General features: G+C 71.0%; 28 protein-coding genes and 1 tRNA gene. 17 read left to right on the forward strand and 12 right to left on the reverse strand.

The window, feature by feature from the left end; all coding sequences use genetic code 11:
- The first annotated feature begins 84 nt into the window (after positions 1-84).
- Positions 85-1,026, forward strand: a complete 942-nt coding sequence (gene rlmB / locus IF78_RS0121935) for a 23S rRNA (guanosine(2251)-2'-O)-methyltransferase RlmB (RefSeq protein ID WP_031478991.1) — start codon at positions 85-87, stop codon at positions 1,024-1,026.
- A gap of 159 nt (positions 1,027-1,185) precedes the next feature.
- Positions 1,186-2,823: a DoxX family protein gene (locus IF78_RS0121940; RefSeq protein ID WP_078662539.1), complete on the forward strand. Its 1,638-nt coding sequence runs from the start codon at positions 1,186-1,188 to the stop codon at positions 2,821-2,823.
- A 378-nt stretch (positions 2,824-3,201) separates the two neighbouring features.
- Here IF78_RS0121940 and IF78_RS0121945 read toward each other — a convergent pair whose 3' ends face one another.
- The 3 genes from IF78_RS0121945 to IF78_RS0121955 form a co-directional block, all read right to left on the reverse strand.
- Entirely contained in the window at positions 3,202-3,933 is a 732-nt protein-coding gene (locus IF78_RS0121945; protein WP_031478987.1) for a nucleotidyltransferase family protein, read from the reverse strand.
- 116 nt (positions 3,934-4,049) lie between these two features.
- A complete protein-coding gene (locus IF78_RS0121950; protein ID WP_031478986.1) occupies positions 4,050-4,508 on the reverse strand; it encodes a hypothetical protein in 459 nt (152 codons plus the stop codon).
- 219 nt (positions 4,509-4,727) lie between these two features.
- Positions 4,728-5,819 carry an ABC transporter ATP-binding protein gene (locus tag IF78_RS0121955; protein ID WP_031478985.1) on the reverse strand — a complete coding sequence of 364 codons (1,092 nt, stop codon included), beginning with the start codon at positions 5,817-5,819 and terminating at the stop codon, positions 4,728-4,730.
- Between the two features lie 218 nt (positions 5,820-6,037).
- On the opposite strand from IF78_RS0121955, the gene IF78_RS0121960 reads away from it, so the two are divergent.
- The 5 genes from IF78_RS0121960 (at position 6,038) to IF78_RS0121985 (ending at position 8,670) form a co-directional block, all read left to right on the forward strand.
- Positions 6,038-6,112, forward strand: a tRNA-Thr gene (locus tag IF78_RS0121960).
- Between the two features lie 240 nt (positions 6,113-6,352).
- On the forward strand, positions 6,353-6,589 hold the full coding sequence (locus tag IF78_RS0121965) for a hypothetical protein (protein ID WP_031478984.1): 237 nt from the start codon (positions 6,353-6,355) through the stop codon (positions 6,587-6,589).
- 329 nt (positions 6,590-6,918) lie between these two features.
- Positions 6,919-7,323 carry a hypothetical protein gene (locus tag IF78_RS0121975; protein WP_051828069.1) on the forward strand — a complete coding sequence of 135 codons (405 nt, stop codon included), beginning with the start codon at positions 6,919-6,921 and terminating at the stop codon, positions 7,321-7,323.
- A gap of 330 nt (positions 7,324-7,653) precedes the next feature.
- On the forward strand, positions 7,654-7,980 hold the full coding sequence (locus IF78_RS49175; protein WP_199921370.1) for a hypothetical protein: 327 nt from the start codon (positions 7,654-7,656) through the stop codon (positions 7,978-7,980).
- 333 nt (positions 7,981-8,313) lie between these two features.
- The gene (locus IF78_RS0121985; RefSeq protein ID WP_031498441.1) at positions 8,314-8,670 is read left to right on the forward strand and encodes a hypothetical protein; all 357 of its coding nucleotides are present in this window, start codon (positions 8,314-8,316) and stop codon (positions 8,668-8,670) included.
- Between the two features lie 134 nt (positions 8,671-8,804).
- Here IF78_RS0121985 and IF78_RS0121990 read toward each other — a convergent pair whose 3' ends face one another.
- The 3 genes from IF78_RS0121990 to IF78_RS0122000 all read right to left on the reverse strand — a co-directional run bounded on the left by IF78_RS0121990 (position 8,805) and on the right by IF78_RS0122000 (position 10,369).
- The gene (locus tag IF78_RS0121990; RefSeq protein ID WP_031478974.1) at positions 8,805-9,113 is read right to left on the reverse strand and encodes a hypothetical protein; all 309 of its coding nucleotides are present in this window, start codon (positions 9,111-9,113) and stop codon (positions 8,805-8,807) included.
- A 255-nt stretch (positions 9,114-9,368) separates the two neighbouring features.
- Complete coding sequence (locus tag IF78_RS0121995) at positions 9,369-9,662, reverse strand: hypothetical protein (RefSeq protein WP_031478973.1); 294 nt, start codon at positions 9,660-9,662, stop codon at positions 9,369-9,371.
- Positions 9,663-9,886: 224 nt separating this feature from the next.
- Positions 9,887-10,369, reverse strand: coding sequence for a hypothetical protein (locus IF78_RS0122000; RefSeq protein ID WP_031478972.1), 483 nt, complete (start codon positions 10,367-10,369; stop codon positions 9,887-9,889).
- 464 nt (positions 10,370-10,833) lie between these two features.
- Here IF78_RS0122000 and IF78_RS0122005 point away from each other — a divergent pair, with 464 nt between their 5' ends.
- The 6 genes from IF78_RS0122005 (at position 10,834) to IF78_RS0122030 (ending at position 16,197) form a co-directional block, all read left to right on the forward strand.
- A complete protein-coding gene (locus IF78_RS0122005) occupies positions 10,834-11,619 on the forward strand; it encodes a hypothetical protein (RefSeq protein ID WP_031478970.1) in 786 nt (261 codons plus the stop codon).
- A gap of 74 nt (positions 11,620-11,693) precedes the next feature.
- Positions 11,694-11,975, forward strand: coding sequence for a hypothetical protein (locus tag IF78_RS0122010; RefSeq protein WP_031478968.1), 282 nt, complete (start codon positions 11,694-11,696; stop codon positions 11,973-11,975).
- Positions 11,976-12,118: 143 nt separating this feature from the next.
- Positions 12,119-13,387, forward strand: coding sequence for a WS/DGAT domain-containing protein (locus IF78_RS0122015; RefSeq protein ID WP_031478966.1), 1,269 nt, complete (start codon positions 12,119-12,121; stop codon positions 13,385-13,387).
- 36 nt (positions 13,388-13,423) lie between these two features.
- On the forward strand, positions 13,424-13,699 hold the full coding sequence (locus IF78_RS0122020) for an acyl carrier protein (RefSeq protein ID WP_031478964.1): 276 nt from the start codon (positions 13,424-13,426) through the stop codon (positions 13,697-13,699).
- Positions 13,696-14,904 carry a beta-ketoacyl-[acyl-carrier-protein] synthase family protein gene (locus IF78_RS0122025; RefSeq protein WP_031478962.1) on the forward strand — a complete coding sequence of 403 codons (1,209 nt, stop codon included), beginning with the start codon at positions 13,696-13,698 and terminating at the stop codon, positions 14,902-14,904. The genes IF78_RS0122020 and IF78_RS0122025 overlap by 4 nt, the downstream gene beginning before the upstream one ends.
- A gap of 18 nt (positions 14,905-14,922) precedes the next feature.
- Positions 14,923-16,197: a wax ester/triacylglycerol synthase domain-containing protein gene (locus IF78_RS0122030; protein ID WP_031478960.1), complete on the forward strand. Its 1,275-nt coding sequence runs from the start codon at positions 14,923-14,925 to the stop codon at positions 16,195-16,197.
- Between the two features lie 174 nt (positions 16,198-16,371).
- On the opposite strand, the gene IF78_RS0122035 is transcribed toward IF78_RS0122030, so the two are convergent.
- Entirely contained in the window at positions 16,372-16,851 is a 480-nt protein-coding gene (locus tag IF78_RS0122035) for a GNAT family N-acetyltransferase (protein WP_031478958.1), read from the reverse strand.
- Between the two features lie 9 nt (positions 16,852-16,860).
- Complete coding sequence (locus IF78_RS0122040) at positions 16,861-17,748, reverse strand: aminoglycoside phosphotransferase family protein (RefSeq protein WP_031478956.1); 888 nt, start codon at positions 17,746-17,748, stop codon at positions 16,861-16,863.
- A 53-nt stretch (positions 17,749-17,801) separates the two neighbouring features.
- On the opposite strand from IF78_RS0122040, the gene IF78_RS0122045 reads away from it, so the two are divergent.
- On the forward strand, positions 17,802-19,208 hold the full coding sequence (locus tag IF78_RS0122045; RefSeq protein WP_031478954.1) for an NAD(P)/FAD-dependent oxidoreductase: 1,407 nt from the start codon (positions 17,802-17,804) through the stop codon (positions 19,206-19,208).
- A gap of 46 nt (positions 19,209-19,254) precedes the next feature.
- On the opposite strand, the gene IF78_RS0122050 is transcribed toward IF78_RS0122045, so the two are convergent.
- Positions 19,255-20,253, reverse strand: coding sequence for a zinc-binding dehydrogenase (locus IF78_RS0122050; protein ID WP_031478952.1), 999 nt, complete (start codon positions 20,251-20,253; stop codon positions 19,255-19,257).
- Between the two features lie 78 nt (positions 20,254-20,331).
- Complete coding sequence (locus IF78_RS0122055; RefSeq protein ID WP_031478950.1) at positions 20,332-21,507, reverse strand: NAD(P)-binding protein; 1,176 nt, start codon at positions 21,505-21,507, stop codon at positions 20,332-20,334.
- Positions 21,508-21,700: 193 nt separating this feature from the next.
- Here IF78_RS0122055 and IF78_RS0122060 point away from each other — a divergent pair, with 193 nt between their 5' ends.
- Positions 21,701-22,420, forward strand: a complete 720-nt coding sequence (locus IF78_RS0122060) for a pentapeptide repeat-containing protein (RefSeq protein WP_078662540.1) — start codon at positions 21,701-21,703, stop codon at positions 22,418-22,420.
- A 247-nt stretch (positions 22,421-22,667) separates the two neighbouring features.
- Here IF78_RS0122060 and IF78_RS0122065 read toward each other — a convergent pair whose 3' ends face one another.
- Positions 22,668-23,168: a hypothetical protein gene (locus IF78_RS0122065; protein WP_031478946.1), complete on the reverse strand. Its 501-nt coding sequence runs from the start codon at positions 23,166-23,168 to the stop codon at positions 22,668-22,670.
- 41 nt (positions 23,169-23,209) lie between these two features.
- On the opposite strand from IF78_RS0122065, the gene IF78_RS0122070 reads away from it, so the two are divergent.
- Positions 23,210-24,613, forward strand: a complete 1,404-nt coding sequence (locus IF78_RS0122070; protein ID WP_031478944.1) for a M1 family metallopeptidase — start codon at positions 23,210-23,212, stop codon at positions 24,611-24,613.
- 77 nt (positions 24,614-24,690) lie between these two features.
- Here IF78_RS0122070 and IF78_RS0122075 read toward each other — a convergent pair whose 3' ends face one another.
- Positions 24,691-25,266 (reverse strand): TerD family protein, encoded by a 576-nt coding sequence (locus IF78_RS0122075; RefSeq protein WP_031478941.1) that lies wholly within the window; start codon positions 25,264-25,266, stop codon positions 24,691-24,693.
- Between the two features lie 171 nt (positions 25,267-25,437).
- On the opposite strand from IF78_RS0122075, the gene arfB reads away from it, so the two are divergent.
- Positions 25,438-25,875: an alternative ribosome rescue aminoacyl-tRNA hydrolase ArfB gene (gene arfB, locus IF78_RS0122080; protein ID WP_031498443.1), complete on the forward strand. Its 438-nt coding sequence runs from the start codon at positions 25,438-25,440 to the stop codon at positions 25,873-25,875.
- Positions 25,876-26,077: the final 202 nt, after the last annotated feature.

The raw sequence follows: 26,077 nt of genomic DNA on the forward strand, positions 1-26,077 counted from the left end.
CGAAGATCGATTGTGCCGCCCGGCCATCCGGGCGGCACACTGCATAGACGTACGTACGAACGCCTCACGACAGACAGGTAGGTCATGGCAGCCAACAACCGCCGCATGTCCGGCAAGAAGGGCGCGCAGGTCGGCAGTGGCGGCCAGCGGCGCAAGGGGCTGGAGGGCAAGGGCCCGACCCCGCCCGCCGAGATGCGCAAGGGGCACAAGAAGAATCGCATCGCCACCGCCAAGGCGAAGCAGACCGCGCGCCGTCCCGCGCCGCGGGGCCGCGGCGGCAAGGGCACGTCCGAGCTGGTCGTCGGCCGTAACCCGGTCGTGGAGGCACTGCGCGAGGGCGTCCCGGCCTCCACGCTCTACGTCCAGCAGTTCATCGACAACGACGAGCGCGTCCGCGAGGCACTCCAGCTCGCCGCCGAGCGCGGCGGCATCAACCTCATGGAGGCCCCGCGCCCCGAGCTGGACCGCATGACGAACGGCCTCAACCACCAGGGCCTCGTCCTCCAGGTCCCGCCCTACGAGTACGCGCACCCCGAGGACCTCGTCGGCGCTGCCGCCGACGCGGGGGAGGACCCGCTCATCGTCGCCCTCGACGGCGTGACGGATCCGCGCAACCTGGGCGCCGTCGTCCGCTCGGTCTCCGCCTTCGGCGGCCACGGGGTCGTCGTACCGGAGCGACGCGCGGCGGGCATGACGGCCGGCGCCTGGAAGACATCGGCCGGCACGGCGGCCCGCACACCGGTCGCCCGCGCCACGAACCTGACCCGCGCCCTGGAGTCGTACAAGAAGGCGGGCATCGTGGTCGTCGGTCTGACCGCCGACGGCGAGGCCGAACTCGGCGACCTGGAGGCCCTGGAGGGCCCGGTGGTGATCGTGGTCGGCAGCGAGGGGAAGGGCCTGTCGCGCCTGGTCGGGGAGACGTGCGACTTCCGCGTGCGGATCCCCATGCCCGGCGGAGCGGAGTCGCTGAACGCCGGTGTGGCGGCGGGCATCGTCCTGTACGAGGCGGCCCGCCGACGCGTCTGAACAGACCTCGGAACCCGACACCTGAACAGGCATCCGTGGCATCACCCGTGCGGGTTAATTCTGGTGACAGTGGTGCGACCTGCGCATCTTTGACGGGGTCCGGACAGATCGGACCGGTCAAGGCAGTGTCCTAACGTCACGTCACTCGGTTAGTTGAGTGTGGACACCAGAACACCCCGCACACCCACGGGGGACCGCTCGTCGGGATTCGACGACGCTCCCGCGCTGAGCATGGTGAAGGTGCCGAGCGATCCGGCGCAGATCATCGTCAATCACGCGAGTTTCCGCGTGCTGTTGGGCGCGTCGACCGGGCGCACCAAATCCCTGCGGATCGCACGGCACTTGAGCGCCACCGAGGACACCGCCCGCATCCCCGTCGTGGGCGCGGCCGGCAGAGCGGGCGCGGCCACCGGCCCCCGCCGCCGGGTCGCCGTCTGGAACGGCACGTCCGCGCCCGACGACACCGGCGCCCACCGCCTGCTCCAGGCCGTGCGGGACGGCAGCGTCCGCCACGGCGACGAACCGGTCCCCGCAGGGGCCACCCAGGTCATCCCGCGCGTGGAGGTGGGCGGCGGCTATGACGGGGGCTACGACGACGCGTTGACGCAGACGGTCGAAACACCGACCGTCGGCGCGCAGCGCACCCACGAGTCGATGGAGACCCGCCTCCTGCCGAGCATGCGCACGGTGGAGAGCGCATACGACGAGGAACTCGCGTACGGCGCCGAGGGCTTCGCCGAGGACTACGAAGGCGGGGCCGACGGTCCGGACGAGACCGGCACGCCACTCAAGCGCCTGGGCGACGACCCGGCACGGCACGCCTACTACCCCGGCCGCCGGATGAACCTCGGCGTGGTACTCCTCCCCCTCCGCGTCTTCCTCGGCTTCATCTCCATCTACGCCGGCATGGGCAAGCTGTGCGACCCCGTCTACTTCGACGGCGGCAAGCGCGGCTCGATGGTGAAGTGGCTCAACACCCTGCACCCCTGGGAAGTCGCCGAGCCCCTGCGCCAGTTCGCCCTCGAACACCCCGTCGGCTCCGGCCTGGTCATCGCCTTCTTCCAGGTCATCGTGGGCGTCCTCACGGTCCTGGGCTGCTGGCAACGAGTGGCCGCGGTCGTCGGAGCGCTGCTGTCCGCCGCACTCCTGGTCACCGTCAGCTGGAAGAGCGTCCCGGTCTACGACGCCCCCGACATCATCTACCTGGCGGCGTGGTCCCCCCTGATCATCGCCGGCGCCCCCGTCTACTCGATCGACGGCCGCCTGGCCGGCATGGCCTGGCGCCGTCTCGGCCCGCGCTCGGACATCTGGGAGCTGCGCCGCTACGTCCTTCGCCGAGGCGCCCTGATCACGGCGATCGTCACGGGCCTCACCCTCCTCGTCGGCTCCCTGCTCGGCGGTGCGGTCCGCGACGCCGACCGCGTCGTGGTCCCCGGCCCCGGCGAGGCCCCGCGCAACGAACTCCCCGGCTCCCCGCTCCCGCAGGAGCCCGACCAGCGCGAGAGGACGCCGTCCGCCTCCAACTCGCCCACCCAGGGCGCCACGTCGGGAACGGCCGCCCCGTCGGGCGCCGCGACGACGCCGGGCGCCACGAGCGACACGGGCACGACCGGCGCCGGTACGCCCAGCCAGACCCAGGGCACGGCGGGCCAGGCCCCACCCCAGCAGTCCACCCCGGCCGACGAGGCCCCCAGCACCAGCACCGGCCCCACGTCCGGAGGCCCCACCTCCGGCGGCGGCTCCACCGGCGGCTCCGGCGACGGAGAACCCGGCCTGGTGGGCGGCTTGTTGGGGTAGACGGGCCGAGTGCGACGAAAAAGGGCCCCTGGACGCGGTGACGTCCGGGGGCCCTTCGCCGTGGAGGCTGTACGGCGATGGAGGCGCCGCCTGATTGTCAGTTGCCCGGCGTGGGGGCTGGGCGGGGGTGGGTGCGCGGCCCGGCGCGACGGGGTGCCGCTGCGCCCACCCGTGCCGCCCCAGCGGCACGACTGCCCGCACCTAGGGCAGGGAGGCCGGAAGGACGTGTACCCCCGGCCCGGCCCCGACCCACAACCCACCCGCAGGCGCTACGCGCACCCCACCGGACAGTAACGGGCCGCCGCAGGCATCACACGCGCACCCCCACCGAACCCGCAGAGGCGCCACAGCCCGAACGACGGTCCCCCCGCGGAGCGCTCAGCGCCCCAGCGCCGCCAGTTCCTTCGCCGCCTCCGTCAGGTCCTTCGCCGTGTCGATGGCACGCCAGTACGCGCCCTGCGGGATCGGGAACCCGGCCAGCCGGTTCTCTCGGGCGAGATGGGGGAACGTCGTGCGCTCGTGGTCGCCGCGTTCGGGGAGAAGCGAGGCGAACTCGGGGGAGAAGACGTAGACACCCGCGTTGATCTCGAAGGTCGACGGCGGCGCCTCGATGAAGTCGGTGATGTGCCCGAAGCCGTCCGTCTGGACCGCACCCCACGGGAGACGTGGACGGGCCAGCGCGAGCGTCGCGACGGCGTCGCGCTCGGTGTGGAAGTCCGCCATGTCCCGCAGCGAGAACCGCGTCCAGATGTCCCCGTTGGTGGCGTACCAGGGCCGGTCCGGATGCGGCAGATGCGCGGCCGCGTACTTCAGACCACCGCCCCTGCCGAGCGGCTCCGTCTCGACGACGGTGGTCACCCGCACCGGCAGCTCGGCCGACTTCAGCCAGTCCTGCAGCACCTCGGCGAGGTGACCGCAGCTGACCACCACATCCGTCACACCCTCCTCGGCGAGCCAGGCAAGCTGATGGCCGATGATCGGCGTCCCCGTACCAGGGATCTCGACCATCGGCTTGGGCCGGTCGTCGGTGTACGGACGCAGCCGGGACCCCTGGCCCCCGGCCAGGACGACGGCTTGAACGGGGCGGGACGCGGCATTCGGATCAGTCATGACCGAACTGTACGCGGCGCCCCGCTCGCGGCATTCCCCGGCAACCGTTCCTTAACCAGCCGTTACCGTCCGCAATAGGAGTGTTCAGTTCAAGGAGTGTGCATCTCAAGGACCGTTCAGCTGTGCGCCGCCGCCACGCCGGAGGCGAACGCGGTGTCGCAGACCGGCCGAGCGTACGACTGCGCCCGCGACGGGCCGTACACCCGCACCGCGGCCCGCCCGAGCGCACGGGCGATCGAGGCGCAGTGCCGGGCCAGCGAGGGACGCTCGTGGACGGCCTGCTGGAGATGGGTCAGGGCGACGCCCGGGTCCTTCTCCTGCAGCTCGGTCAGGAGCTGGTCGCGCAGCACGTCCTGCGGGGCGCGCGGGGCGGCCTTCTTCGCGTCACCCGCGTTCGTGACGTCGGTCGCGGTGAGCACCGAGTCCGAGGGGTTCCCCGACCAGTTGACCCGGGTGACCGCGAGGGTCCCGGAGAGCACCAGGACGACGGGCAGGACGAGGGCGAGAGTGCGGCCGAGCTGGCGGGCGGGGCCCCGGTGGCCGCGTCGTGTCTGTGGGTTGGTGGAGTGCTTCACGCGAGTGAGGGTAGCGTTCAGTACTGATATGGCGACATTTGGTCACCGGTTCGGGGGACGAAGTGATGCTCTTCCCTGTGCGGCGCGTTGACGCACAGCGCTCGAAATGAACCGATCTGCCGGGGTATTTGTCGACAACGAGAAGGGCCCCGCAGCACTCTGCGGGGCCCTCTTCGTCAACCTGGGTGAATTACCCCGGGTTGTCCTGCCTGGGCGGTCTCAGTCGGAGAGCCGCTCACCCGTGGAGGTGGAGAACACGTGGGTCTCACCGGAGCGCGGGACGACGTGCAGCGTGCTGCCCTTCTCCGGGACGTCACGGCCGCTGACGCGGACGACGAGGTCCTTGGAGTCGTCGCCGCCGACCTTGGCGGTGCCGTAGACGTACGCGTCGGCGCCGAGCTCCTCGACCACGTTGACGGTGACCGCGAGACCCTGGTCGGAGTCCGAGCCGGCCACGTCGAAGTGCTCCGGGCGGACACCCACGGTGACGGTCTTGTCGGTGGCGGCGGCGAGTGCCTCGCGGTCCACCGGCACGACCGAGTTGCCGAACTTCACGCCGCCGTCGGCGATCGGGACCTCGACCAGGTTCATGGCCGGGGAGCCGATGAAGCCGGCGACGAAGAGGTTGGCCGGGCGGTCGTACATGTTGCGCGGGGTGTCGACCTGCTGGAGCAGGCCGTCCTTGAGGACCGCCACGCGGTCACCCATCGTCATGGCCTCGACCTGGTCGTGGGTGACGTAGACGGTGGTGATGCCGAGACGGCGCTGCAGCGACGCGATCTGCGTACGGGTCGACACGCGGAGCTTGGCGTCCAGGTTGGACAGCGGCTCGTCCATGAGGAAGACCTGCGGCTCACGCACGATGGCGCGGCCCATGGCGACACGCTGGCGCTGACCACCGGAGAGGGCCTTCGGCTTGCGGTCCAGGTACTCGGTCAGGTCGAGGATCTTCGCGGCCTCTTCGACCTTCTTGCGGATCTCCGCCTTGTTGACACCGGCGATCTTGAGCGCGAAGCCCATGTTGTCGGCGACGGTCATGTGCGGGTACAGCGCGTAGTTCTGGAACACCATGGCGATGTCCCGGTCCTTCGGCGGCAGGTGCGTGACGTCGCGGTCACCGATGCGGATGGCGCCGCCATTGACGTCCTCGAGCCCCGCCAGCATGCGGAGCGAGGTGGACTTGCCGCAGCCTGACGGGCCGACCAGGACGAGGAACTCCCCGTCCTCGATGTGGATGTCGAGCGCGTCCACGGCGGGCTTCTCGGTGCCCGGGTAGATCCGGGTCGCCTTGTCGAACGAGACAGTGGCCATGGTGAATGGGCCCCCTTCTACCGGCAGGAACGTGCCGGACGATCCGTTGTAGGAAGGTGGTTGGTTTAGTCCACATGTGCGGACTGGCTCTGGACGCTACCTGGCGTTCGCCCGATCTGTCAGTACCCGGAGGCATGTGAACTTCGCGGAAATTTTCGACAGGGCCCACTCGGAACCTGGGTACACTGCACGGGCGCGTGCGTCTCGCGTGCGCGCAGGCCTCCTTAGCTCAGCTGGTCCAGAGCGGCTGTCTTGTAAACAGCAGGTCGTCGGTTCGAATCCGACAGGGGGCTCCGACAGCATCGACCATGCATCGACAATCCGTTGATCAGGGCCCCGGCGCGAATCCAAGTGCGCCTGGGCTGCTCTGTGCTTGAGGCGTACTCGCCACTCTCGGTAATTCCACGCACACCCATCTCCCCCCTGGGACACGGGATATGCACCGGTATGCAAGCCAGTCGCTACTGCTAGTGTTCGTGCAGTCACAGTAGGCAACCAGCCTCAATGCATAGGTAATGAAAACCGAGGGTTCCATGCGCAAGCTTCACCAGGTCATGATCGTCGCAGCGGCGGCCGGCAGCCTGTCCGCCATCGGTGCCGGTACCGGTGTCGCCTACGAGGTCAAGCCGACCTCGACCGACCTCTACCGCCCCTACCAGGAGTGCAGCCCGCAGACGGTGGCTAGTGGCGACCTCCCGATCGCCGTGCTCGGACTCGCCGAGACCTTCGACACCACCTGCGGTCAGTTCAACAACGCCTTCACTGGCTGAGGTCGGCGGCACGGTCGTGCGCGACGCCTTCCGCGGGCCCCTTCGGGGTCATCCCCCGACGGGGCCCGCCCGCGTCCGCGATCGCTGAACTCCGGTGTGTCGACGAGTCGTTGCGGCGGCCGCCCCCGGCGGCATCGCGTGCGGCGCGGGCGAGGCGCGCGACCCGAACCTCGAAGCCCAGGCAGTCCTTCACTTCGTAAGCGAAACGGCCCCGAACATCCCGGACATGGGTGGCAACGCCGGGGCCCGTATCTCCGACATCCCGGGGCCCGGCGCCGCGGTCCGCGGCGCATGGCGCCCGGGCACCCCTCACAAAGGAGACGCAACACATGTTCAACGGAAAGAAGATCGCGGCCGTCTCGGGGCTTCTTGGCGGCCTCGCCATGACCTGGATCGGCGTCGCGCCGGCCCAGGCCGCGGCGAACCCGGGCGCCTGCGCGCCCGACAACCAGGGCAACATCGTCTGTACCCAGCGGATCGTGGGCCAGATCCCCGAGGGCGGCGACTTCACCGTCCGCCGGTCGGTGACCTGCACGCCGACAGAGCCCGTGACCCTGCCTGCCGCGGGCCTGCTGAACAGTGGGACCACGCGGATCGGTCCCCACATCACATGCAGCGACGCGCCGCGGCCCGCGATGCCCGCGACGCCGGCGGCCAACACCGCCGCCAACGACACCAGCGACGCCGGCCACCTCAGCGCTCTGGGGCGCATCCTGGGCGGCCCCGGGGCGTAACCGCGACGCCTGTCCCACCTCTCAAACAGCGGACGTCCGGACCGGGTTGACCTGGTCCGGCCGTCCGCTGTTTCCGCGTGCGCGGGGTTCGGCAAACGGGTGACCGCCGACCCCCGCCCGTGACTCGCCCTCGGGGAAGCGTCGTTGCTCTCACGGAGAAACCCCTCCATTCCCTTCGCGTCCATGGCGAGCCGGACGAAAGGGCTCCTTGTCATGGGCCGACACGACACAGAGAAGGGCTGAAGATCCCAAATTGCTACGGATTACGTGTATATGCTCACACTAAGTAGTCAAACCAGGGCTTCGTGCCCGGGAAGAAAGGGTCAAACTATGCGCAGGTTTCAGCGCGTTGCGGTCGTAGCTGTGGCGGTCGCGGGTCTGTCCGCCTTCGGTGGTTCCGCGTTCGCTCACGAGGACGGCTGGGACGGTCAGAACGTGACCGCCGTGGCCACCTCGACGGCCAACGCCGTGGGCACGTGGGGCGTTCCGTCCGACAAGGCGCACGCCGCTCCGACGCAGGCCACGCAGGCCGCTCCGGAGGCCGCGCCCGCCGCCGCGCCCGCCGCCGCGCCGGCGGCCGCTCCGGAGGCCGCCCCCAAGACCGTGGCGCCGGAGTACGGCTACGGTGAGTACTCCGCTCCTATCGCTGCCCAGTAATAAAAGCACCGAGGACTCGATGCGCGAGTTTCAGGGCACTGCGGTTGTCGTCGTGACGGCCGCGGAGCGGATGACTCCGTACTCCGCGCCACGGTCGGCCCCATAGGGCGTTTCTCACGACAGGCGCATCGATGTCCATCGGACCCCTTAGCAAATGCAGCCCGGACGCGCGGCAGAACCCTCAGGGTGCGCGGCCGGGCTGCATCAGTGCCGTCGCCGGACGAAGAGCACACGTCGGGCGGCGGATTCCGTATTTCGAGTTTTCTCCAAGGCTCGGGCGGGCGCCGGTTGGCGGCGCGGTCGCCCGGGCCTCGATTGCAAAGGACGAAGTACATGATCGGTCGACAGAAGATCGCCACGGTCTCGGGGCTCCTCGGTGCGCTCGCCGTGATCTACGGCGGTGCCGCGCCGGCGTACGCCGATGACGACCCCAAGGGCGAATGCACGATCACCGCGCAGGGGGACATCGTCTGCATCAAGAAGAAGGAGACGATCCGCAAGGACAAGCGCGGGTACGTCGTCAAGCAGGCACAGGACTGCCTGATCGCCGAGCGGCCGCGCTTCACGCTGCACGACGGGCACATGCTGAACGACGACAGGTCCGTGCACTCCGGTCCGGTGGTGGAGTGCTCCAACAAGGCGAAGCTGCCCAAGGGTTTCAAGACGCCCAAGTTCAAGTTCAAGTTCTGAGGCGCGGACGGAGAATGCCGGACCGGGATTCACGCCCGGTCCGGCATTTCTGCTGTTCCGGGGCGGAAGTCGCGCGGCGAAAAGCCAGGTGCCCCGGCCTGAGGCCGGGGCACCTGGCGGGATGAGGCTTTGGCTTACTTGCCGCCGACCTCGTTGTTGCAGCCCATGGACGAGCCCAGGCCGGTCTCCTGCGCGCCGGGGTTGCCCTCGCCGTTCAGCAGGTTGCCGCCCAGGCCGTTGGCGATGCCGACCTGGCCGAGGACGTCGACGTTGGCGTCGTGCGACTTGCAGGAGGTGCTCTGCAGGACGCTGAAGCTGGCGCCGCCGTGACCGCGGCTCTTCTTGTCCCAACCGCCCTGGTCGGCGTGGGCAGCGCCGGTGGCCAGGATTCCGACGCTCCCGAGGGCGGCAACCACGACGGCGGCCTTACGGAGCTTGTGCATGTTCTTCTCCGGTGGAGTGAAGAGGATGCGACCCATAATGGATCGACTTCGAACAGTTACAGAGGCTAATAGGAAGTATTCGAAATTAATCAGCGGCACGCCGAATTCGGGGAAGTCTCACCGCCTTGGCCGATTTCCGATAAATACCGCGCGTCGAGCTTGAACCCCGAGACAAAAAGGTGTCCCGGTACCGGGCTTCAAGTCCGGTACCGGGACCTTTTTCTGCGGTCGGCCGGCTATGCGGCCGTCAGGCGCTTAGAAAGCGCTGTTGTTGCAGCCCATCGTCGAGCCGAGGTGGGTGTCCTGCCCACCGGCGTTGCCCTCGCCGTTGAGCGCGTTGCCCAGCAGGCCGTTGAGGATGCCGACCTGGCCGAGGACGTCGACGTTCAGGTCGTGCGACTTGCAGGAGGAGCTCTGCAGGACGCTGAACTTGCCGCCGTCCTTGCCGCCCTTGCCGTCGAGGCCCTGGGCGGTGGCGGTGCCGGCGCCCAGAAGGCTGACGCTGCCGAGGGCGACGACCAGGACGGCAGCCTTGCGAAGCTTGTGCATGTCATCTCCGGTGGAGTGAGGTTGGGTGCGATCTGTGAGAGATCGACTTCGTACAGTTACGGGAGATTAATACGAACTATCCGATATGTCTGAGCGGCACGCCGGGATTCGTGATCTCGTATCAAAAGCACCCAGAAGTCGCATCGCACCAAGCGAAAGTGCTGGTCACGGGCCGCTCGTCGCGGGCTGTGACCAGCACTTTCGCCACGTCGTGGGCGGCAGGCCTAGCTGGTGGCGCGGGCGTGCGCCGCGGCGTTCGCCTGGCTGTTGGCCTGGTCGCAGTCGACGCCGGTGGCCTCGGCGGCGGCGAGGGCGGCGACCGGGACGTTCGCGTTCAGCAGGGACTGCGGGCTGCACTCCTGGGACGGGCGGAAGAGGTTCGACTGGCTGAGCGGGCCCTCGCCGGAGGCGGGCTGGGGGGAGATCTGCGGGTTGATCTGCGGGCTCAGCTGGGGGCTGACCTGCGGGCTGACCTCGGCACCGCGCTGAGGTGCCGCGGGTCGCTGCGCGTAGTTCGGATTGCCGGGGGTCTGAACGCTGGCCTGCGAGCGGGTCCAGGTGTGGGCCTGGGCGTCCTGCTGCCCGACGGGGGCCGGGGTGGTGCCCCGGTATGCGACGGGGGCGTCGGCGGCGCTGGGGCCGGCGCCGATGGCTGACAGACCACTGGCTGCTGCGACGACGAGCGCGACCTGCTGAAGCTTGCGCATGGAACCTCGGCCCTTCATTGACCTGTGCATGGAACGTACGAAAGTGCTGTGAGCCATTGCTCTGACCCGTGGGGAACGATTCGGGCACATGGCCGGTCACGTGCGTCGGGATGTGGTCACCCATTTGCCGGAGGAGTTAATCATCAACGATGAGAAGTGCGGGCCTCGTGTTTGTTGCTTGACGGGGTGAATAGTCCGCAGAGCCGTTTATCTGATCGATGGCAATTGAGTGACGGACTATTCCATCCCGTGACCTGGCCCAGAAATTGTCGTTGCCAGCGGAGAGAGGGCAGCGATCAGGAGTCGGAGAGGGACAACGGGATCCGCTGCCGGCTCCGGCGTGAAGTCCACACGACAGCTCAGGCATTACCCCTGTAAGGGCGCAGTACGAATATCAGACTGAGCGCACGCAAGACCGCAATACACCGGATTCCCTGCACAGGTAATGAAGGGCCGAGGGTTCCATGCGCAAGCTTCACAAGGCCGCGCTCGTCGTAGCGGCGGCCGGCGGATTGTCCGCCATCGGCGCCGGCGTCAGCGAGGCGGCCGAATATCCCTATGGGTACGGTGCTCCGGCGCCCGCTCCCGAGTACCCGGCCCAGTACGCGGCCCCGGCGCCTCCCCCCTACTATGCGCCGCCCCAGTACGCGCCCCCGGCGCCCGCTCCGCAGTACGCGCCGCCCCAGTACGGCCCGCCGCCCGCCCCCCACTACTACCCGGCGCCTCACCAGGCAGTCGCGGAGGCCCGTTCGACGGGCGTCGCGCAGACCTCCGCGCCGCGCCCCCACCCCCAGCCGGCGCCTCAGTACGCGCCCCCGGCTCCGGCCCCGGCGCCTCGGTACGAGCCCCCCGCGCCCGCTCCGGCGCCCGCTCCGGCACCGGCGCCCGCCCCGCAGCCGCAGAACGGCTACGCCTCCGCCTCGGCGTCGTCGGGTGGCGCAGCGGAGGCCTCCAACGGGCCGCGGCCCGCTCCTCAGCAGTCGGTGCCCCAGGTCGTGCCGCAGGTCACCCCGCAGACGGCGCCGCAGGTCATGCCGCAGGTCGCCCCGCAGGTGCATGCGCCCCAGGTCTTCAACCCGGAGCCCCCGCCGCGGGTCGCCCCGCAGGTGAACCCCCAGGTGAACCCCCAGGTGAACCCGCTCATCAACCCGCTGCTCACGCCGGCCGGCCCGCCGCAGGTGCCCGGGCTCGGCCTCGGCCAGGTCCAGGCGCCCCCCGTCGGCCAGTTGGGTCTGCCGCGGCTCGGCTGAGCTGCCTTCCGTAGTTGTCCACCGTTCCAACTCGATCTGCTGCACAGCACATCCGCTCGACCAACGGAGTAGAAATGCGCAAGCTTCACAAGGTCGCCCTCGTGGGCGCCGTCCTCGGCAGTGTCGCGCCCTTCGGCGTCGGCACCGCCGTCGCCCACGGCGAGGCGGGAGCCCACGACCTCGACATCTCGCAGGGCATCGAGTGTCGCTCGCACGACATGAACATCGATGTCCTCGGCAGTGTCGGCGCCCTCAACAGCCTGCTGGCGAACGCGCTCAACGGCGAGGGCAACCCGGGCGCGCAGTCCACGCACCTCGGCTCGGACATGGGCTGCAACAGCCAGGCGCTCAACTAGAGCGTGTGAAGTGTTCGGTCCAACGCCCGCTCCAGCACGGGGCGGGCGTTGGAGTGTCGGGCGCGCCATGTACGTTGAGTGAAGCTTCGTAACCCTGCGTGTAGGGTGATCTCGTTTACCAGGAAGGGTGGGCGACCGGTCGCATGAGACTGTCCTGTGCCGACGAGATGCTGTTGCTCAACGGGTGCCCGGGCGTCATCGGCCTGGCGGCGGTCTTCTCCGGTGCGCAACCGGATGTGGATCAGGTGCGGGCGCGTGTCGCCGAGCGGTGGACGGGCCTGGAGCGGATGAACTGTGTGCTCGACCGTCCCTCGGGCGGCGGGACGCGGCGGGGTCCGTTCCGGCGGCGGCGCGTGCGGTGGGTCGTACCGGGGCCGTTCGATCCCGCCGCGCATGTCACCGTGGCCCGGAGCAAGTTGGACGACCTGTGGACGCGGAGCGTGGACCGGCCGCTCACCGGCGCGGTGCCGCCCTGGCGGCTCTTCGTGGTCCCCGACACCGCCCACGGCGGCGGGTTCGCGCTGGCGCTCGTCGCGCAGCATGTGCTGCTGGACGGACGGTCCCTGGCGACGCTGATGCGCGCGTTGACGGACAGCCCCGTGGCGGCGCGGGAGTCGGCCCGGTCGGTGCCGCTCGCCCGTACGGGGCTGCGCGCCGCAGGCCGGGAGCTCAGGGCGATGGCGGCTGTGGGGCAGGCCCTTCCGATGCGGTCGCCGCAGGAGACGTATCCCTCGGTCGCGGTGAGCGAACTGCCCGCGCACCTGATCCGCTCCGCCCGCCGGCAGCCCGCCGACGGCCGGGGCGCGACGCTGAACGAGCTGCTGGTCGGTGCGGTGGCCGGGGCGCTGCGGGCCCGGTACGGCCCGGTGCGCGGGTGGCGGCAGCGCGAAGAACCCGCGTACACGGCCGTACCGTGCGATCTGCGCACCCGGGCGAATCCGCGGGAACTCGGGAACACGCTCACGGTCGTTCGGGTTCCGCTGCCCGTCGACGTGGACGGTTCCGTGGCGCGGCTGCGGGCGTGTCAGGCCGCGTTGGCCAGGGTCCCCGAGCGCGCGGCGGTCCACGCCGGTGTGCTGTTTCCCGCCGCGGAGGCGGTCCGGCGGACGGGGCCGTGGGTGACGGGGCTCCTGACCGACCGCGGCCGGCGCTCCTGTTTCGCGGCGACCGCGACCACGGCCATGAAGTGGCCCGGCGGACCGAGCACCTTCGAGGGGCGCCGGCTCGTGCGCACCGTCGGGCTGCCGCCCCTGCAGCACCCGGGCACCGTCAGCTTCGCCCTGGCCCAGGCGGGGGACGCGTTCACCCTCACCGCGGTGTGCAACCTGCGCCCGGACGACGCGAGACAGCTCGCCGACGCGGTCGTCACGGAGTTCGAGACATGGGCTCGGATGGCGACGCCGTCGGCGTGAGTCAGCCCGACGGCACCAGGAGATGGAGGCAGTTGCATGGATGTGGAACACGGCGACGTATGGGAAGCGCTGCGCCCGCTCTGCGCGCGCGTGATGTCGGTGCCGCCGGAGGCGGTCGTGCCGCAGGCCCGGCTGGTCGCCGACCTGGGAGCCGACAGCCTGGACATCACCGAACTGGAAGCGGCCTCGGAGGAGTTGTTCGGAGTGTCCCTGCGGGGCACCGACAAGTCCGGTGTCTCCACCGTGGGTGACGTCGCCGACCTCATCGTGAGCCTGCGCGTCCCGCCCGCCCAGACCCCCGCCGCACGGTGACCCGCCGACCCGCTGTCGCCGTCACGGGCCTGGGCGTCCGCTGCGCCGCCGGAGCGACTCCGGCGGCGCTGTGGGAGAGCCTCGTACAGGGTCGTACGGCGACGTCGCTGCACACGTTCGACGACGAGGGCACCGTCGTCTACCCGGCGTGTCCGATGGCCGGCTTCGACCCGGCCGGCTACCTGTCGCCCAAGGAGGTGCGGCGGGCCGACCGGTCGGTGCAGCTGGCGGTGTGCGCGGCCGTGGACGCCGTGGCGGACGCCGGGGGACTGGAGGTCGAGCCCGGACGGCGGGCGGTGGTCACCGGGACCGGATACGGCGGGGTGATCAGCCAGGAGAACGGTATCGGGCGTCCCGATGTGCTCTACGCGCCCCGGCTGATGCACAACGCGGGTGCCTACTGGATCAGTGCCCGGCTCGGTATCACCGGCCCCAGTCTGACGGTCTCCACCGCGTGTGCCTCCGGGACGCACGCGGTGGGTGAGGCGATGCAGATGATCCGGGCGGGGTGCGCGGACGTGGTGGTGGCGGGCGGCCATGACAGCCCCCTGACGCCGACCACCGCGCTGGCCTTCGGGCGGGCCGGTGCGATGGTCACCGAGTGCGCGGACCCCGCCGCCGCGTCCCGCCCGTTCGACATCGGGCGGCAGGGGTTCGTGCTCGCCGAAGGGGCGGCCTTCCTGGTGCTGGAGCGGCTGGACCTCGCCCACGCGCGGGGGGCCCGGATCTACGCCACGCTGACCGGGTACGGCCGTACGTCCGACGCCCACCACCTCACGGCGCCGCATCCCGACGGTGCCGGGGCGCGGGCGTGCATGGAGCAGGCGCTCGCCGACGCCGGGACGACCGCGGAGGCCGTCACCTACGTCAACGCGCACGGCACCGGCACCGAGCTGAACGACATCGCGGAGGCGCAGGCCATCGCCGCCCTGTTCGGCCCGCGCCGGGTGCCCGTGACCGCGCCCAAGTCGGTGACCGGGCACGGGCTGGGGCTGGCGGGGGCGCTGGAAGCCGTGATCACGGCCTGGTCGGTGCGCGAAGGGCTGGCGCCGCCGACCGCGTGCCTCACACGGCTGGACCCGCGGTGCGAGCTGGACGTGGTCACCGGCGAGCCGCGCAAGATCCCGAACGGCCCGGTGATCAGCAACAGTTTCGCCTTCGGCGGCCACAACGCCTGTGTCGTTCTCGATTCGCCGCACGGCTGATCAGCGGAGGTTCGTCCCATGAGGCTGACCGCCATCGAAGAAGGGCACGTGCGCAACGGGCTTCCGGGGTCGATCGGCATCGCCGGGGTGTTCCGGGGAAGGCCGTTCGAGCCGGACGAGGTTCGGTCCCGGGTGCGTGAACGATGGGGCGGGCTGGAGCGGATGAGCCGCGTCCTGCTGCCCCCGGCGCGGTCCGCGGCGTTGTCGGGGCATCGATGGGCGGCGGCCCGGTCGTTCGATCCCGGCGCGTATGTCGCCGCCACGGTCCAGGATCTCGAATCGCTGCTGGCCGAAGCGGTCAGCCACCCGGTGCCGGCCGAACGGCCGCTGTGGCGGCTGCTGGTGACGCGACCCGCCACCCCGGAGGGCGAGCACGCCGTCGTGCTGCTCGCCGATCACGCGCTGCTGGACGGCAGATCCCTGGAGACCCTCTTCCGGCTGCTGATGGACGGCGCCGAACCCACGGCCGCGGCACTCCCTGTCGCCACGGCGCGACCGCGCCCGTCCGTCCGTCCCGCCACGGTGGGCAGGGAGTTGCGCCGCATCGGGGCCGTCGGCCGACCCCTTCCCACGGCTGCCCCGGGTGCATCGCGGCCGTCCGTCGCCGTCGTCGAACTGGACCCGCAGGTGATGCGCGCCGCGCGCCGTCAGCCGGCCGGCGGGCGCGGAGCGACGCTGAACGAACTGCTGCTGAGCACGTACGCCGGAGCCCTCCGTGCCTGCCACGGCCCCCTGCGCTCCTGGCCCGGAGGGTCAACCCCCTTCTACGCCACGGTGCCGGTCGACCTGCGCACCCGGCACGACGCACAGCGGCTCGGCAACGGCGTCACCGCGCTGCGCATCCCGCTGCCCGTCGACGTCGACTCGCCGGTGGCCCGCCTCCAGGCATGCCAGGAACTCGTCGCGGCGTTCCCCCACCGTCTCGACGCCCACCACGCGATCCTTCCCGCACTGCAGGCAGCCGCGCGCGCCGTGCCGTTGCTGGCCGGGGTCATGGCCAGGAACCTGGCCCGTCCCGAGGCCACCACGAGCCTGTGCACCGCCTTCAAGTGGCGGGACCACCCCAGCCACCTGCACGGTCGCCCCCTGTCCCGCATCGTCCCCCTGCCGCAGCTCTCCCCGCCGGGCACGGCGAACCTCTGCCTCGTCCACACCGCCGACGCCTACACGCTCACCGTCGTCAGCCACGCGCGCGCGGGGGACGCGGGGATGCTCGGTGATGCCGTTGCCCGGGAACTGAAGGCAGTGGCGGCGTACGACGTTCCTGCCGCGTCTGCCGGACAGACGTGGTGAGAGCCCTGGCCAGGGCGGGGCGCGTCAGCACGTCCGTGCTGTCGGCGAACTGGTCCACCGCTCCGACGGGCGGCAGGTTCTTGAGGGCCGGGTCGGTGGAAGCGGTTGGCGAGCAGGACCTGGAAGGGACGGGAGTGGTACGCGCGCGTGGCGGGTCGACGCCTGCGTCCAGCCTTAGATACCCGCTGCAAGCCTGGTCAGCGCATCGTCCGTCATTCGATAAACCGTCCACTCGTCCTGCGGGCCGGCGCCGAGCGCCTCGTAGAAGGCGATGGAGGGGGCGTTCCAGTTCAGCACGGACCACTCCAGGCGCTGGTAGCCGCGCTCCACGCACAGCCGGGCCAGTTCGGTGAGCAGGGCCTTGCCGTGGCCGGCGCCTCGTGCGGTGGGGCGGACGTAGAGATCCTCCAGGTAGATGCCGTGGACGCCGCGCCAGGTGGAGAAGTTGAGGAACCAGATCGCGTAGCCGACGGTCTCGCCGGTCGTGTCGTCGGCCGCGATGTGGGCGTAGGCGGCGGGGTGGTCGCCGAAGAGGGCGTCGTGGAGTTGCTCCTTGGTGGCCCTCGCCTCCTCCAGCGCCTTCTCGTACTCGGCGAGTTCGCGGATGAGGGTGTGGATGACGGGGATGTCGGCGGGGGTCGCGGGTCGGATCATGGGCGCAGGCTAGCTGCCGTGCGCGCGCAGGCGCCGCGCGATTTCCAGTTGGCGGTCCTCCACCGGGCGGCCGTCCTCGATGTCCCAGAGGCAGTTCTGCAGGAGGCGGCCGTACGTCCATGCACGCGCGCGTGCGCGGTCCAGGCCGAGTACGTCGGTCATGGCGTCGAAGCGCCAGCAGACGTCGTCGGCGTCGAAGCGGTTGTCGAGGGCGGGCCACAGTTCGAAGCCGGGGTCGCCGGCGAGGGGCTTGGGGTCGATGGCGAGCCACGGGGCGCGTTCGGAGGCGAGGACGTTCTCGTCGTGGAGGTCCCAGTGCAGGAGGCGGTCGCCGGGGTCGGTGACCACCTCGCGTACGGCGGCGGCGCAGTGGGCGACGATGCCGCGGGCCTCCGGGTCGGGGATGCGCTGCAGGGCCCACGGCGTCTGCTCCAGCATGGCCTGCGCGATGTCGCCGAGGCGGCGCAGGCCGGCGGGCGCGGGGAAGGACGTGAGGTGGGCGAGCAGCTGGGCGATGACCAGAACCGACTCGTGGACGTCCGGCTGGTGCGCGAGCATGCGGGAGGAGTCGAGGCGTTCGAGCAGCATCGCGCCGGTCGCCGCGTCGTGGTCGAGGAGCCGTACCGCCCCGTCGCCGTCCCACGCGCGCAGAGCCACCGGTTCGCCCTCGCTCTCCTCGTCGAGGAGTTGCAGTTTGAGGACGGCCGGGCTGCCGTCCCGTCGGAGTACGGGGAGGATCAGGGCGCTGACCCCGTGCATCGGCCGTCCGTCGACCGTCAGTTCCCAGCGGTCGAGAAAGTCGGCCGTGAGGTCCGGGAGTCCGGCGATGAAGGCGCGGCCCGCCTCCCCGTTGTACTTCTGCTGTGATGCGGCGAGTTCGTCCGGAATGTCGATCACTCTGCGACCCTACGGGGCTCCCGGAATCGGCTCACTCGAATTACCGTCCTCGCATGAGCAGCTCGGTCAGTGGTGCCGTCAACGGCGGCATCTCCTTCTGGTACGCGGACGACGGCCTCCCCGAGGTGCGCGAGCCGCTTGCGGGGGACGCCTCCGCGGACGTGGTGATCGTGGGTGGCGGGTACACGGGACTGTGGACCGCGTACTACCTGAAGAAGGCGGTCCCCTTCCTCCGTATCACCGTCCTCGAGCAGAAGTTCTGCGGCTACGGCGCTTCGGGGCGCAACGGCGGCTGGCTGTACAACGGCATCGCGGGCCGTGACCGGTATGCGAAGCTGCACGGCCACGACGCGGCCGTACGGCTGCAGCGGGCCATGAACGACACGGTCGACGAGGTCATCAGGGCGGCGGCGGAGGAGGGCTTCGACGCCGGCATCCACAAGGGCGGGGTCCTCGAAGTGGCCCGTACGCCGGCGCAGTGGGCGCGGCTGAAGGCCTTCCACGAGCACGAGGTGTCGTACGGCGAGAAGGACCGCGTGCTGTACGGCGCCCGCGAGACCGCCGAGCGGATCAGGGTGGCCGACGCGGTCGGCTCGACCTGGACGCCGCACGGTGCGCGCGTGCACCCCGTGAAGCTGGTCAAGGGCCTCGCATCGGCCGTGGCGGCGCTGGGCGTGACGATTCACGAGCTGACGCCGGTGACGGAGATCCGGCCCAAGCACGCCGTCACGCCGTACGGCACCGTCCGCGCGCCCTATGTCCTGCGCTGCACCGAGGGCTTCACGGCCGCCCTGAAGGGCCAGAAGCGGACCTGGCTGCCGATGAACTCCTCGATGATCGCCACCGAGCCGCTGACGGACGAGCAGTGGGCGGCGGTCGGCTGGGACGGCCTGGAGACGCTCGGCGACATGGCGCACGCCTACATGTACGCGCAGCGCACCGCCGACGGGCGGATCGCGCTGGGCGGGCGCGGGGTGCCGTACCGCTTCGGGTCGCGCACCGACAACGACGGGCGCACGCAGCCCGCGACCGTCGAGGCGCTGCGGGAGATCCTCGCCGACTTCTTCCCGGCGCTGGCCCGGGTGCGGGTCGAGCACGCCTGGTCGGGCGTGCTGGGCGTGCCGCGCGACTGGTGTGCGACGGTGACGCTGGACCGGTCGACCGGGCTCGGCTGGGCGGGCGGTTATGTCGGTTCGGGCGTGGCCACGGCCAACCTCGCGGCGCGCACCCTGCGGGATCTGGTGCAGCAGGACTCCGGACAGAGCGGGCGGACCGAGCTGACCGACCTGCCGTGGGTCGGTCACAAGGTGCGCAGGTGGGAGCCGGAGCCGCTGCGCTGGCTCGGGGTGCACGGGCTGTACGCCACCTACCGGGCGGCGGACCGGCGGGAACGCGTCACCAGCGGCGCGGAGGCCTCGAAGCTGGCGCGGATCGCCGACCGGGTGGCCGGGCGGCACTGAGACCGTCATGGTGAGGGAGGGCTCCGCATGGCGATGGGGCCTCTCCTCACGCGGTTGCCTGAGCCGAGGGCTCCAGCACCACCTTCCCCGTGGTTCCACGCGTCTCCAGAGCGCGATGGGCGGCCGCCGCCTCGGCGAGCGGGAAGCGCTGCACGGCCGGGGTGAGCCGGCCCGCGGCGGCTTCGGCGAGGGCGCGCAGTTCCAGGGTGCGTACGGGGTTGGGGCCGCCGGCCCGCTGCATCATCACGGCGCCGAGGACCTGCTCGGAGACGCCGTCGACGAGGTAGGGCTCGCCGTCGTGCAGGCCTGCGCCGGACCAGCCGAAGACGAGGTGCCGGCCGCCGGGGCCGAGCAGGGCGACGGACTCGCGGGCGACCTCGCCGCCGACGCCGTCGAAGACGACGGTGGCCGGCCGTCCGCCCAGGAAGGCGCGGACCTTCTCGGGCCAGGCGGGGTCCTTGTAGTCGACGGCGAGATCGGCGCCGTTCTCCCGCACACGGGCGACCTTCTCGGGCCCGCCCGCGAGGCCGATGACGACGGCGCCGGCGTTCCTGGCGTACTGCACGAGCAGGGTGCCGATGCCACCGGCGGCCGCCGGGATCACGGCGACCGAGTCCGGGCCGAACTCGGCGAACTGGAGGATCCCCATCGTCGTACGGCCCGTCCCGATCATGGCGACGGCCTCGGCGAAGTCGAGGTTCGCCGGGATCTCGTGGACGCGGTCGACATCGGTGACGGCGAGCTCGGCGTACCCGCCCGGCGCGAAGCCGAGGTGGGCGACGACGCGCTTGCCGCGCCAGAGCGCCGCCACGCCCTCGCCGAGGGACTCGACCACGCCGGCGACCTCGCGGCCGGGGATGGTGGGCAGCGTGGGCGGCTGCGGGGCCGGGCCCTGAACGCCCGCGCGCAGGGCCGTGTCGAGGAGGTGGACACCGGCCGCCGCCACGGCGATGCGGACCTGGCCCGGGCCGGGTGCGGGATCGTCGACCTGTTCGTAGGTGAGGTTCTCGGCCGGGCCGAAAGTGTGCAGGCGGATGGCGTGCATGGGGTCCCCCATCGTTCCGGACTCGGATGTGTCAGGCGCCGACCCCGTCGCCGGAGGCGGCTCAACGATGCTGCAACCTCAAGCTTGCTTGAGGTCAAGGGGGTGCCGGCCGACGGCGTGCTTGCCGAGAGCCAGGGACACGGCCGTGAGCGCGCTGTTGAAGGAGACCTCGGACAGCACGCCGGGGGCGGCGACCTGGTCCCCCGCCAGATAGACGCCGTCGCCACGGTCGACGGCCGGACGGTCCCGCCAGCTCGTGCCGGGCACGTCGACGGCGCCGGTACGGCCGTTCGCGACGGCCTCCCGCCTCCAGGTGACGCGTTCGCGCCAGCCGGGGAAGCCGAGGTCGAGGAGCTGCTCGGCGCGGGCGACGCCGTCGGCCTTGGACTCGTGCGGGGCGAGGGGAATCTGCCCCTGGATCAGCTGCTCACCTGCCGGCGCCAGGGACCGGTCCTGCGCGGTGAACCGCTCCAGCCACCCGGTCGCGTCGAGATCGGACACGGCGAAGGCGTCCCCGCGCCGGGTGCGCACGGCCAGGTCGACGAGCGTCGTACGACCGCTGGTCCAGGTCAGGGAGTCGTCCTTGAGGAGGCGGCGGGCGGCGTCGAGGGAGGTGGCGACGACGACGGGCGTATCGGTCGGGAGTTCGTCGACGCGGGACAGGGTCTCCATCCGCACCCCGAGATTCCAGGCCCGGGCCGCCATCCGGTCGATCACCGTGGCCCAGCCGCCCCGCGGATAGTGCGCCTCCGGCGGCAGCTTGGTGGCCCGGCGCAGCCGCTCCTGCACGAACGCGGCGGACAGGGCGCCGGGGTCGTGGTGGAACAGGGCGACCGCGGAGTAGTGCGCGGCTGCCCGCGCCCCCTCCTCGCCGGCGATGCCGGTGGCCCAGGTCAGGAAGTCGACGTCGACGGGCGCCTGCGGCAGACCGCGCCGCAGCAGCTTGAGCATGGCGAAGGGCGGCGTACGGCGCAGCACGCCACGGTGCCGCAGCCGCAGCCGGGCCGCCTCCAGGGGCGGTATCGGCGCGAGCGGCCCGATCAGGTCGCGCTGCTTGAGCCAGGCCCAGTGCGGGCCGCCGTTGTACAGGGCGTGCGGTCCCTCGTTGGTCTTGTACGGCCCCTCGGCGGTCCGCGCCCGCCCGCCGAGGGTGTGGTGGGCTTCGTACACGGTGACCTTGGCGCCCGCCTCGGCGGCGGTGATGGCCGCGGTGAGTCCGGCGAAGCCGCCGCCGATGACGGTGATGCGGTGCATGGTGGGGGTCTCCCTCTCGCTCGGGGATTGTTGGCGCCTCGGGCTCGGGCCTGCTCGGGCCTGCTCGGGGCTTGCTCGGGTCGCCTTTCCTGCCTTCTTCGTGAGTACGACGGTCCTGGGCCCCCGGAATGTGACATCGGCGGCGTTCTCGCAGGTCGGGGGGATTGTCAGTGGTGGGGTGCAGCATGGGGGCATGGCGAGGAGAGCGATGGGTGCGGGCGGCGGTACGGGCAGGGGTGCCGGCGCCGGACGGACCGGCGTGAAGGGCGCACGGCGGCCCGAGGTGCGGCTGCCGCCGCTGGAGCCGTACCGGGACGGGGGGTTGGAGCCGGACGGGGACTACGACGGCCTGGAGTTCCGTGACGAGGACCTCACCGGGCAGGACGGCTCGGGCGCCCGGTTCATGGACTGTGCGCTGCGGGGCTGCGCCCTGGACGAGACGGGACTCCGGCACGCCCGGATCCTCGACTCCGTCCTGACGGCGCCACGGGGCGTCGGCACCGACCTCGCCGAGTCGACCCTGCGTGATGTGGAGCTGGTGGACGCCCGGCTGGGCGGGGTGCAGCTGCACGGCGCCGTCCTGGAGCGGGTCCTGGTCCGGGGCGGCAAGATCGACTACCTGAACCTGCGCAAGGCCAAGCTGAGAGACGTCGTCTTCGAGGGCTGCGTCCTCGTCGAGCCGGACTTCGGGGGCGCCCGTCTGGAGCGGGTGGAGTTCGTGGACTGCGCGCTCAAGGCGGCGGACCTCAGCGGGGTGACGCTGACGGACGTGGATCTGCGCAGGGCGGCCGAGCTGGAGATCGCGCGGGGGGTGGAGCGGCTGGCGGGGGCGGTGATCAGTCCGACGCAACTGCTGGATCTGGCACCGGTGCTGGCGGCGGAGATGGGAGTGCGGGTGGAGGCCGGCCCGTGATCGGCACCCGAACGGGTCCGGTATGATTGATCCAGAGCTGCTCGCCAGAACTCCTGGCGGCCGGTGATGCGTTGGTGGTCCAAGGAAAGACGTCCCGCTTCCTGCGGGGAGATGCAGGTGCAAGGCCTGCCCGGCGCTCGGATCAGGAGCCCCATCCCATGTCGTACGGGATGGGGCTCCTTCGTTGTGCGGTCGTCGCGCCTGGTCAGAACCCCGCCGGCGGGCAGGGCGGAGCCCTGTTCCGGATCTACGGCACCCGGGGAAAGCGTGCCTGGAGGCTCCAGATCGCCGGGTTCTCGCCCAGGTCCTCGTGCAGGTCGATCAGATCGGCGAGCAGGTCGTGCAGGAAGTCGCGGGCCTCACGGCGCAGTTCGGTGTGCGAGAAGGTCAGCGGGGGTTCGTCGGACGGCATCCAGTCCGCCTCGATGTCCACCCAGCCGAAGCGGCGCTCGAAGAGCATGCGGTCCGTGGACTCGGTGAAGTCCAGTTCCGCCCGCTGCGGGCGTGAGGCGCGGGAGCCGGCCGGGTCGCGGTCCAGCCGCTCGGCGATGTCGCACAGGGCCCAGGCGAAGTCGAGCACCGGCACCCATCCCCAGGCTGTGGACAACTCCCGGTCCGCCTTGGTGTCGGCGAGGTAGACGTCGCCGCAGAACAGGTCGTGGCGCAGGGCACGGACGTCCGCGCGGCGGTAGTCCGTCTGCGGGGGGTCCGGGAAGCGGGTGGAGAGGGCATAGCCGATGTCGAGCACGGGGGTGATGGTGTCACGGCCGGCCTCATAGGATCACAGGCGTGTCCCGTTTCGCGTCTGTTGCCCTGACCGTCACTTCCGTCCTGCTCGCCCTGACCGCGTGCGGCGGTGGTGTCCAGGGCACGCCCGGCGGCTCCGGGGTGCGCGACCCGTACTTCCCCAAGGCGGGCAACGGCGGGTACGACGTCACCCACTACGCCCTCGACCTCGCGTACGACCCCGACGACCGCCGCCTCGCCGGTACCGCGGAGATCACCGCACGCGCCTCCCAGGACCTCTCCGCCTTCGACCTCGATCTGAAGGGCATGGACGTCGAGCGGGTCACCGTGGAGGGCGAGCGCGCCCGCTGGAGCCGCAACGGCCAGGAACTGGTCGTCCGCCCGCACGACGACCTCGACAAGGGCGAGACCTTCCGGCTCACCGTCCGCTATTCCGGCACCCCGCAGACCATCACCGACCCCGACGGCTCCAAGGAGGGCTGGCTTCCCGACGGCGACGGCGCGCTCGCGCTCGGCGAGCCGACGGGGTCCATGGCGTGGTTCCCCGGCAATCACCACCCGTCGGACAAGGCGTCGTACGACCTCGCGGTCACCGTGCCGGAGGGGCTCGAGGCCGTCTCCAACGGCGAGTTGACCAACCGGGCGACCAGCGGCGGCCGTACGACGTTCCGTTGGCACACCGCTGAGCCCATGGCGAGCTACCTCGCCACCCTCGCCGTCGGTGACTACGACATCAGCCGCTCCACGTTCACCGGCGCGGCGGGCGGCGAACTGCCCGTCTACACCGCCGTGGCACCCTCCCAGAAGGGCCCCGCCCGCGCGGTGCTCGCCCGGATCCCCGAGGTCATGGAGTGGGCCGAGTACAACTTCGGTCCCTATCCGTTCTCCTCCACCGGCGCGATCGTCGCCCGTGTGAACTCCTCCAAATACGCCCTGGAGACCCAGAGCCGGCCGTTCTTCCCCGGCGCTCCCGGCATCGAGCTGCTCGTCCACGAGATCGCGCACCAGTGGTTCGGCAACTCCGTGACGCCGAAGAGCTGGCGCGACATGTGGCTGAACGAGGGCTTCGCGACGTACGCGGAGTGGCTGTGGGAGGAGGACGACGGCGGCGACAGCGCGCAGGAGACCTTCGACGCCCTGTACGACCACGGCGAGGACGAGCACAAGGACCTCTGGGACTTCCCGCCCGCCGAACCCGCGGGCGCCGAGCAGATCTCCGCCGCACCCGTCTACCAGCGCGGCGCGATGGTCATCCACAAGATCCGCCAGACCGTCGGCGACGACGCCTTCTACGACATCGTCCAGGGCTGGGCGGCGGACCACCGCCACGGCAACGCGGACACCGGCGACTTCACGGCGTACGTGGAGGAGAAGGCACCGGACGAGGACTTCGGGCCGATCTGGCGGGACTGGCTGTACGGCGACGGGAAACCGGACAAGGCCTGATCGCAGTCCCCGTCAAGTCCGGGAGCCCCCGGCCACGGCGTACCGCGGCCAGGGGCTCCCGCTCAGCGCAGCGATCGTCAGACGTTCACGCCGAAGTCCTGCGCGATGCCCACCAGGCCCGAGGCGTAGCCCTGGCCGACCGCGCGGAACTTCCACTCGGCGCCGTTGCGGTAGAGCTCGCCGAAGACCATGGCGGTCTCGGTGGCCGCGTCCTCCGACAGGTCGTAGCGGGCGATCTCGGCGCCGCCGGCCTGGTTGACGATGCGGATGTAGGCGTTGCGGACCTGGCCGAAGTTCTGCGAGCGGTTCTCCGCGTCGTAGATCGAGACCGGGAAGACGATCTTGTCGACGTCGGCCGGGAGGCCGGCGAGGTTGACGTTGATCGCCTCGTCGTCGCCCGCGCCCTCACCCGTGCGGTTGTCACCGGTGTGGACGATGGTGCTGTCCGGCGTCTGCTTGTTGTTGAAGAAGACGAAGTGGGCGTCCGAATAGACCTTGCCCTGCTGGTTGACCGCGATCGCGGAGGCGTCGAGGTCGAAGTCCGTGCCGGTGGTGGTGCGGACGTCCCAGCCGAGGCCCACGGTGACGGCGGTCAGGCCCGGAGCCTCCTTGGTCAGCGAGACGTTGCCACCCTTGGACAGGCTTACAGCCATGGTTTGGGAGTCCCTTCCCTCGTTGCGGTACGGCTAGAAGCTACAGCTACCCCTATGAACGCGAAGAGGGGTACCTCAAGTTCCAGGTGTCTTTACTTTCTTTGCCAAAAAGCACTCTCAGGGGACCCTCAGGGGATATTCGCGTGACGTGGACCGGACAGGACAGGGAACATGGACGGCATGTCTGGTCCCTACGTCATCCGTGGCTCCGTCTCGCTTCCCGAGGCCGAGCTCATGTGGCGTTTCTCGCGCTCCAGCGGCCCGGGCGGCCAGCACGTCAACACCAGTGACTCGCAGGTCGAGCTGCGGTTCGACGTGGCGGCGACCGAGGCGCTGCCCGAGGTGTGGAAGCAGCGGGCGCTGCAGCGGCTGGCCGGGAGGCTGGTCGACGGTGTCGTCACCGTGCGCGCCTCCGAGCACCGCTCCCAGTGGCGCAACCGCGAGACCGCCGCCGTACGCCTCGCCACGCTCCTCGCCGAGGCGACGGCCCCGCCGCCCAAGCCGCGCAAGCCCACCCGCATCCCCCGCGGGATCAACGAGCGGCGGCTGCGGGAGAAGAAGCAGCGCTCGGAGACCAAGCGGGGGCGGTCCGGGCGGGACTGGGGCTAGGCCCTGTCGTCAAATTCCCGCCTGCCCGGCGACGCCTGGCACGCACTCCCCCAGAGGGGGGACCCCCAGCTGCGTTGCCGAACCGCCCACGTGGCTCCTCCCTCACGCTCGAACCGAGCTTCGCTCGGCTCGCGCGGGGGCACCCCCATCGAGGGCGCTCCGGCGCCTTGCGATCGCACGCACCAGACGCCGCCGGGCCCGC

The organism is Streptomyces bicolor (assembly GCF_000719285.1).
GTDB lineage: Bacteria > Actinomycetota > Actinomycetes > Streptomycetales > Streptomycetaceae > Streptomyces > Streptomyces bicolor.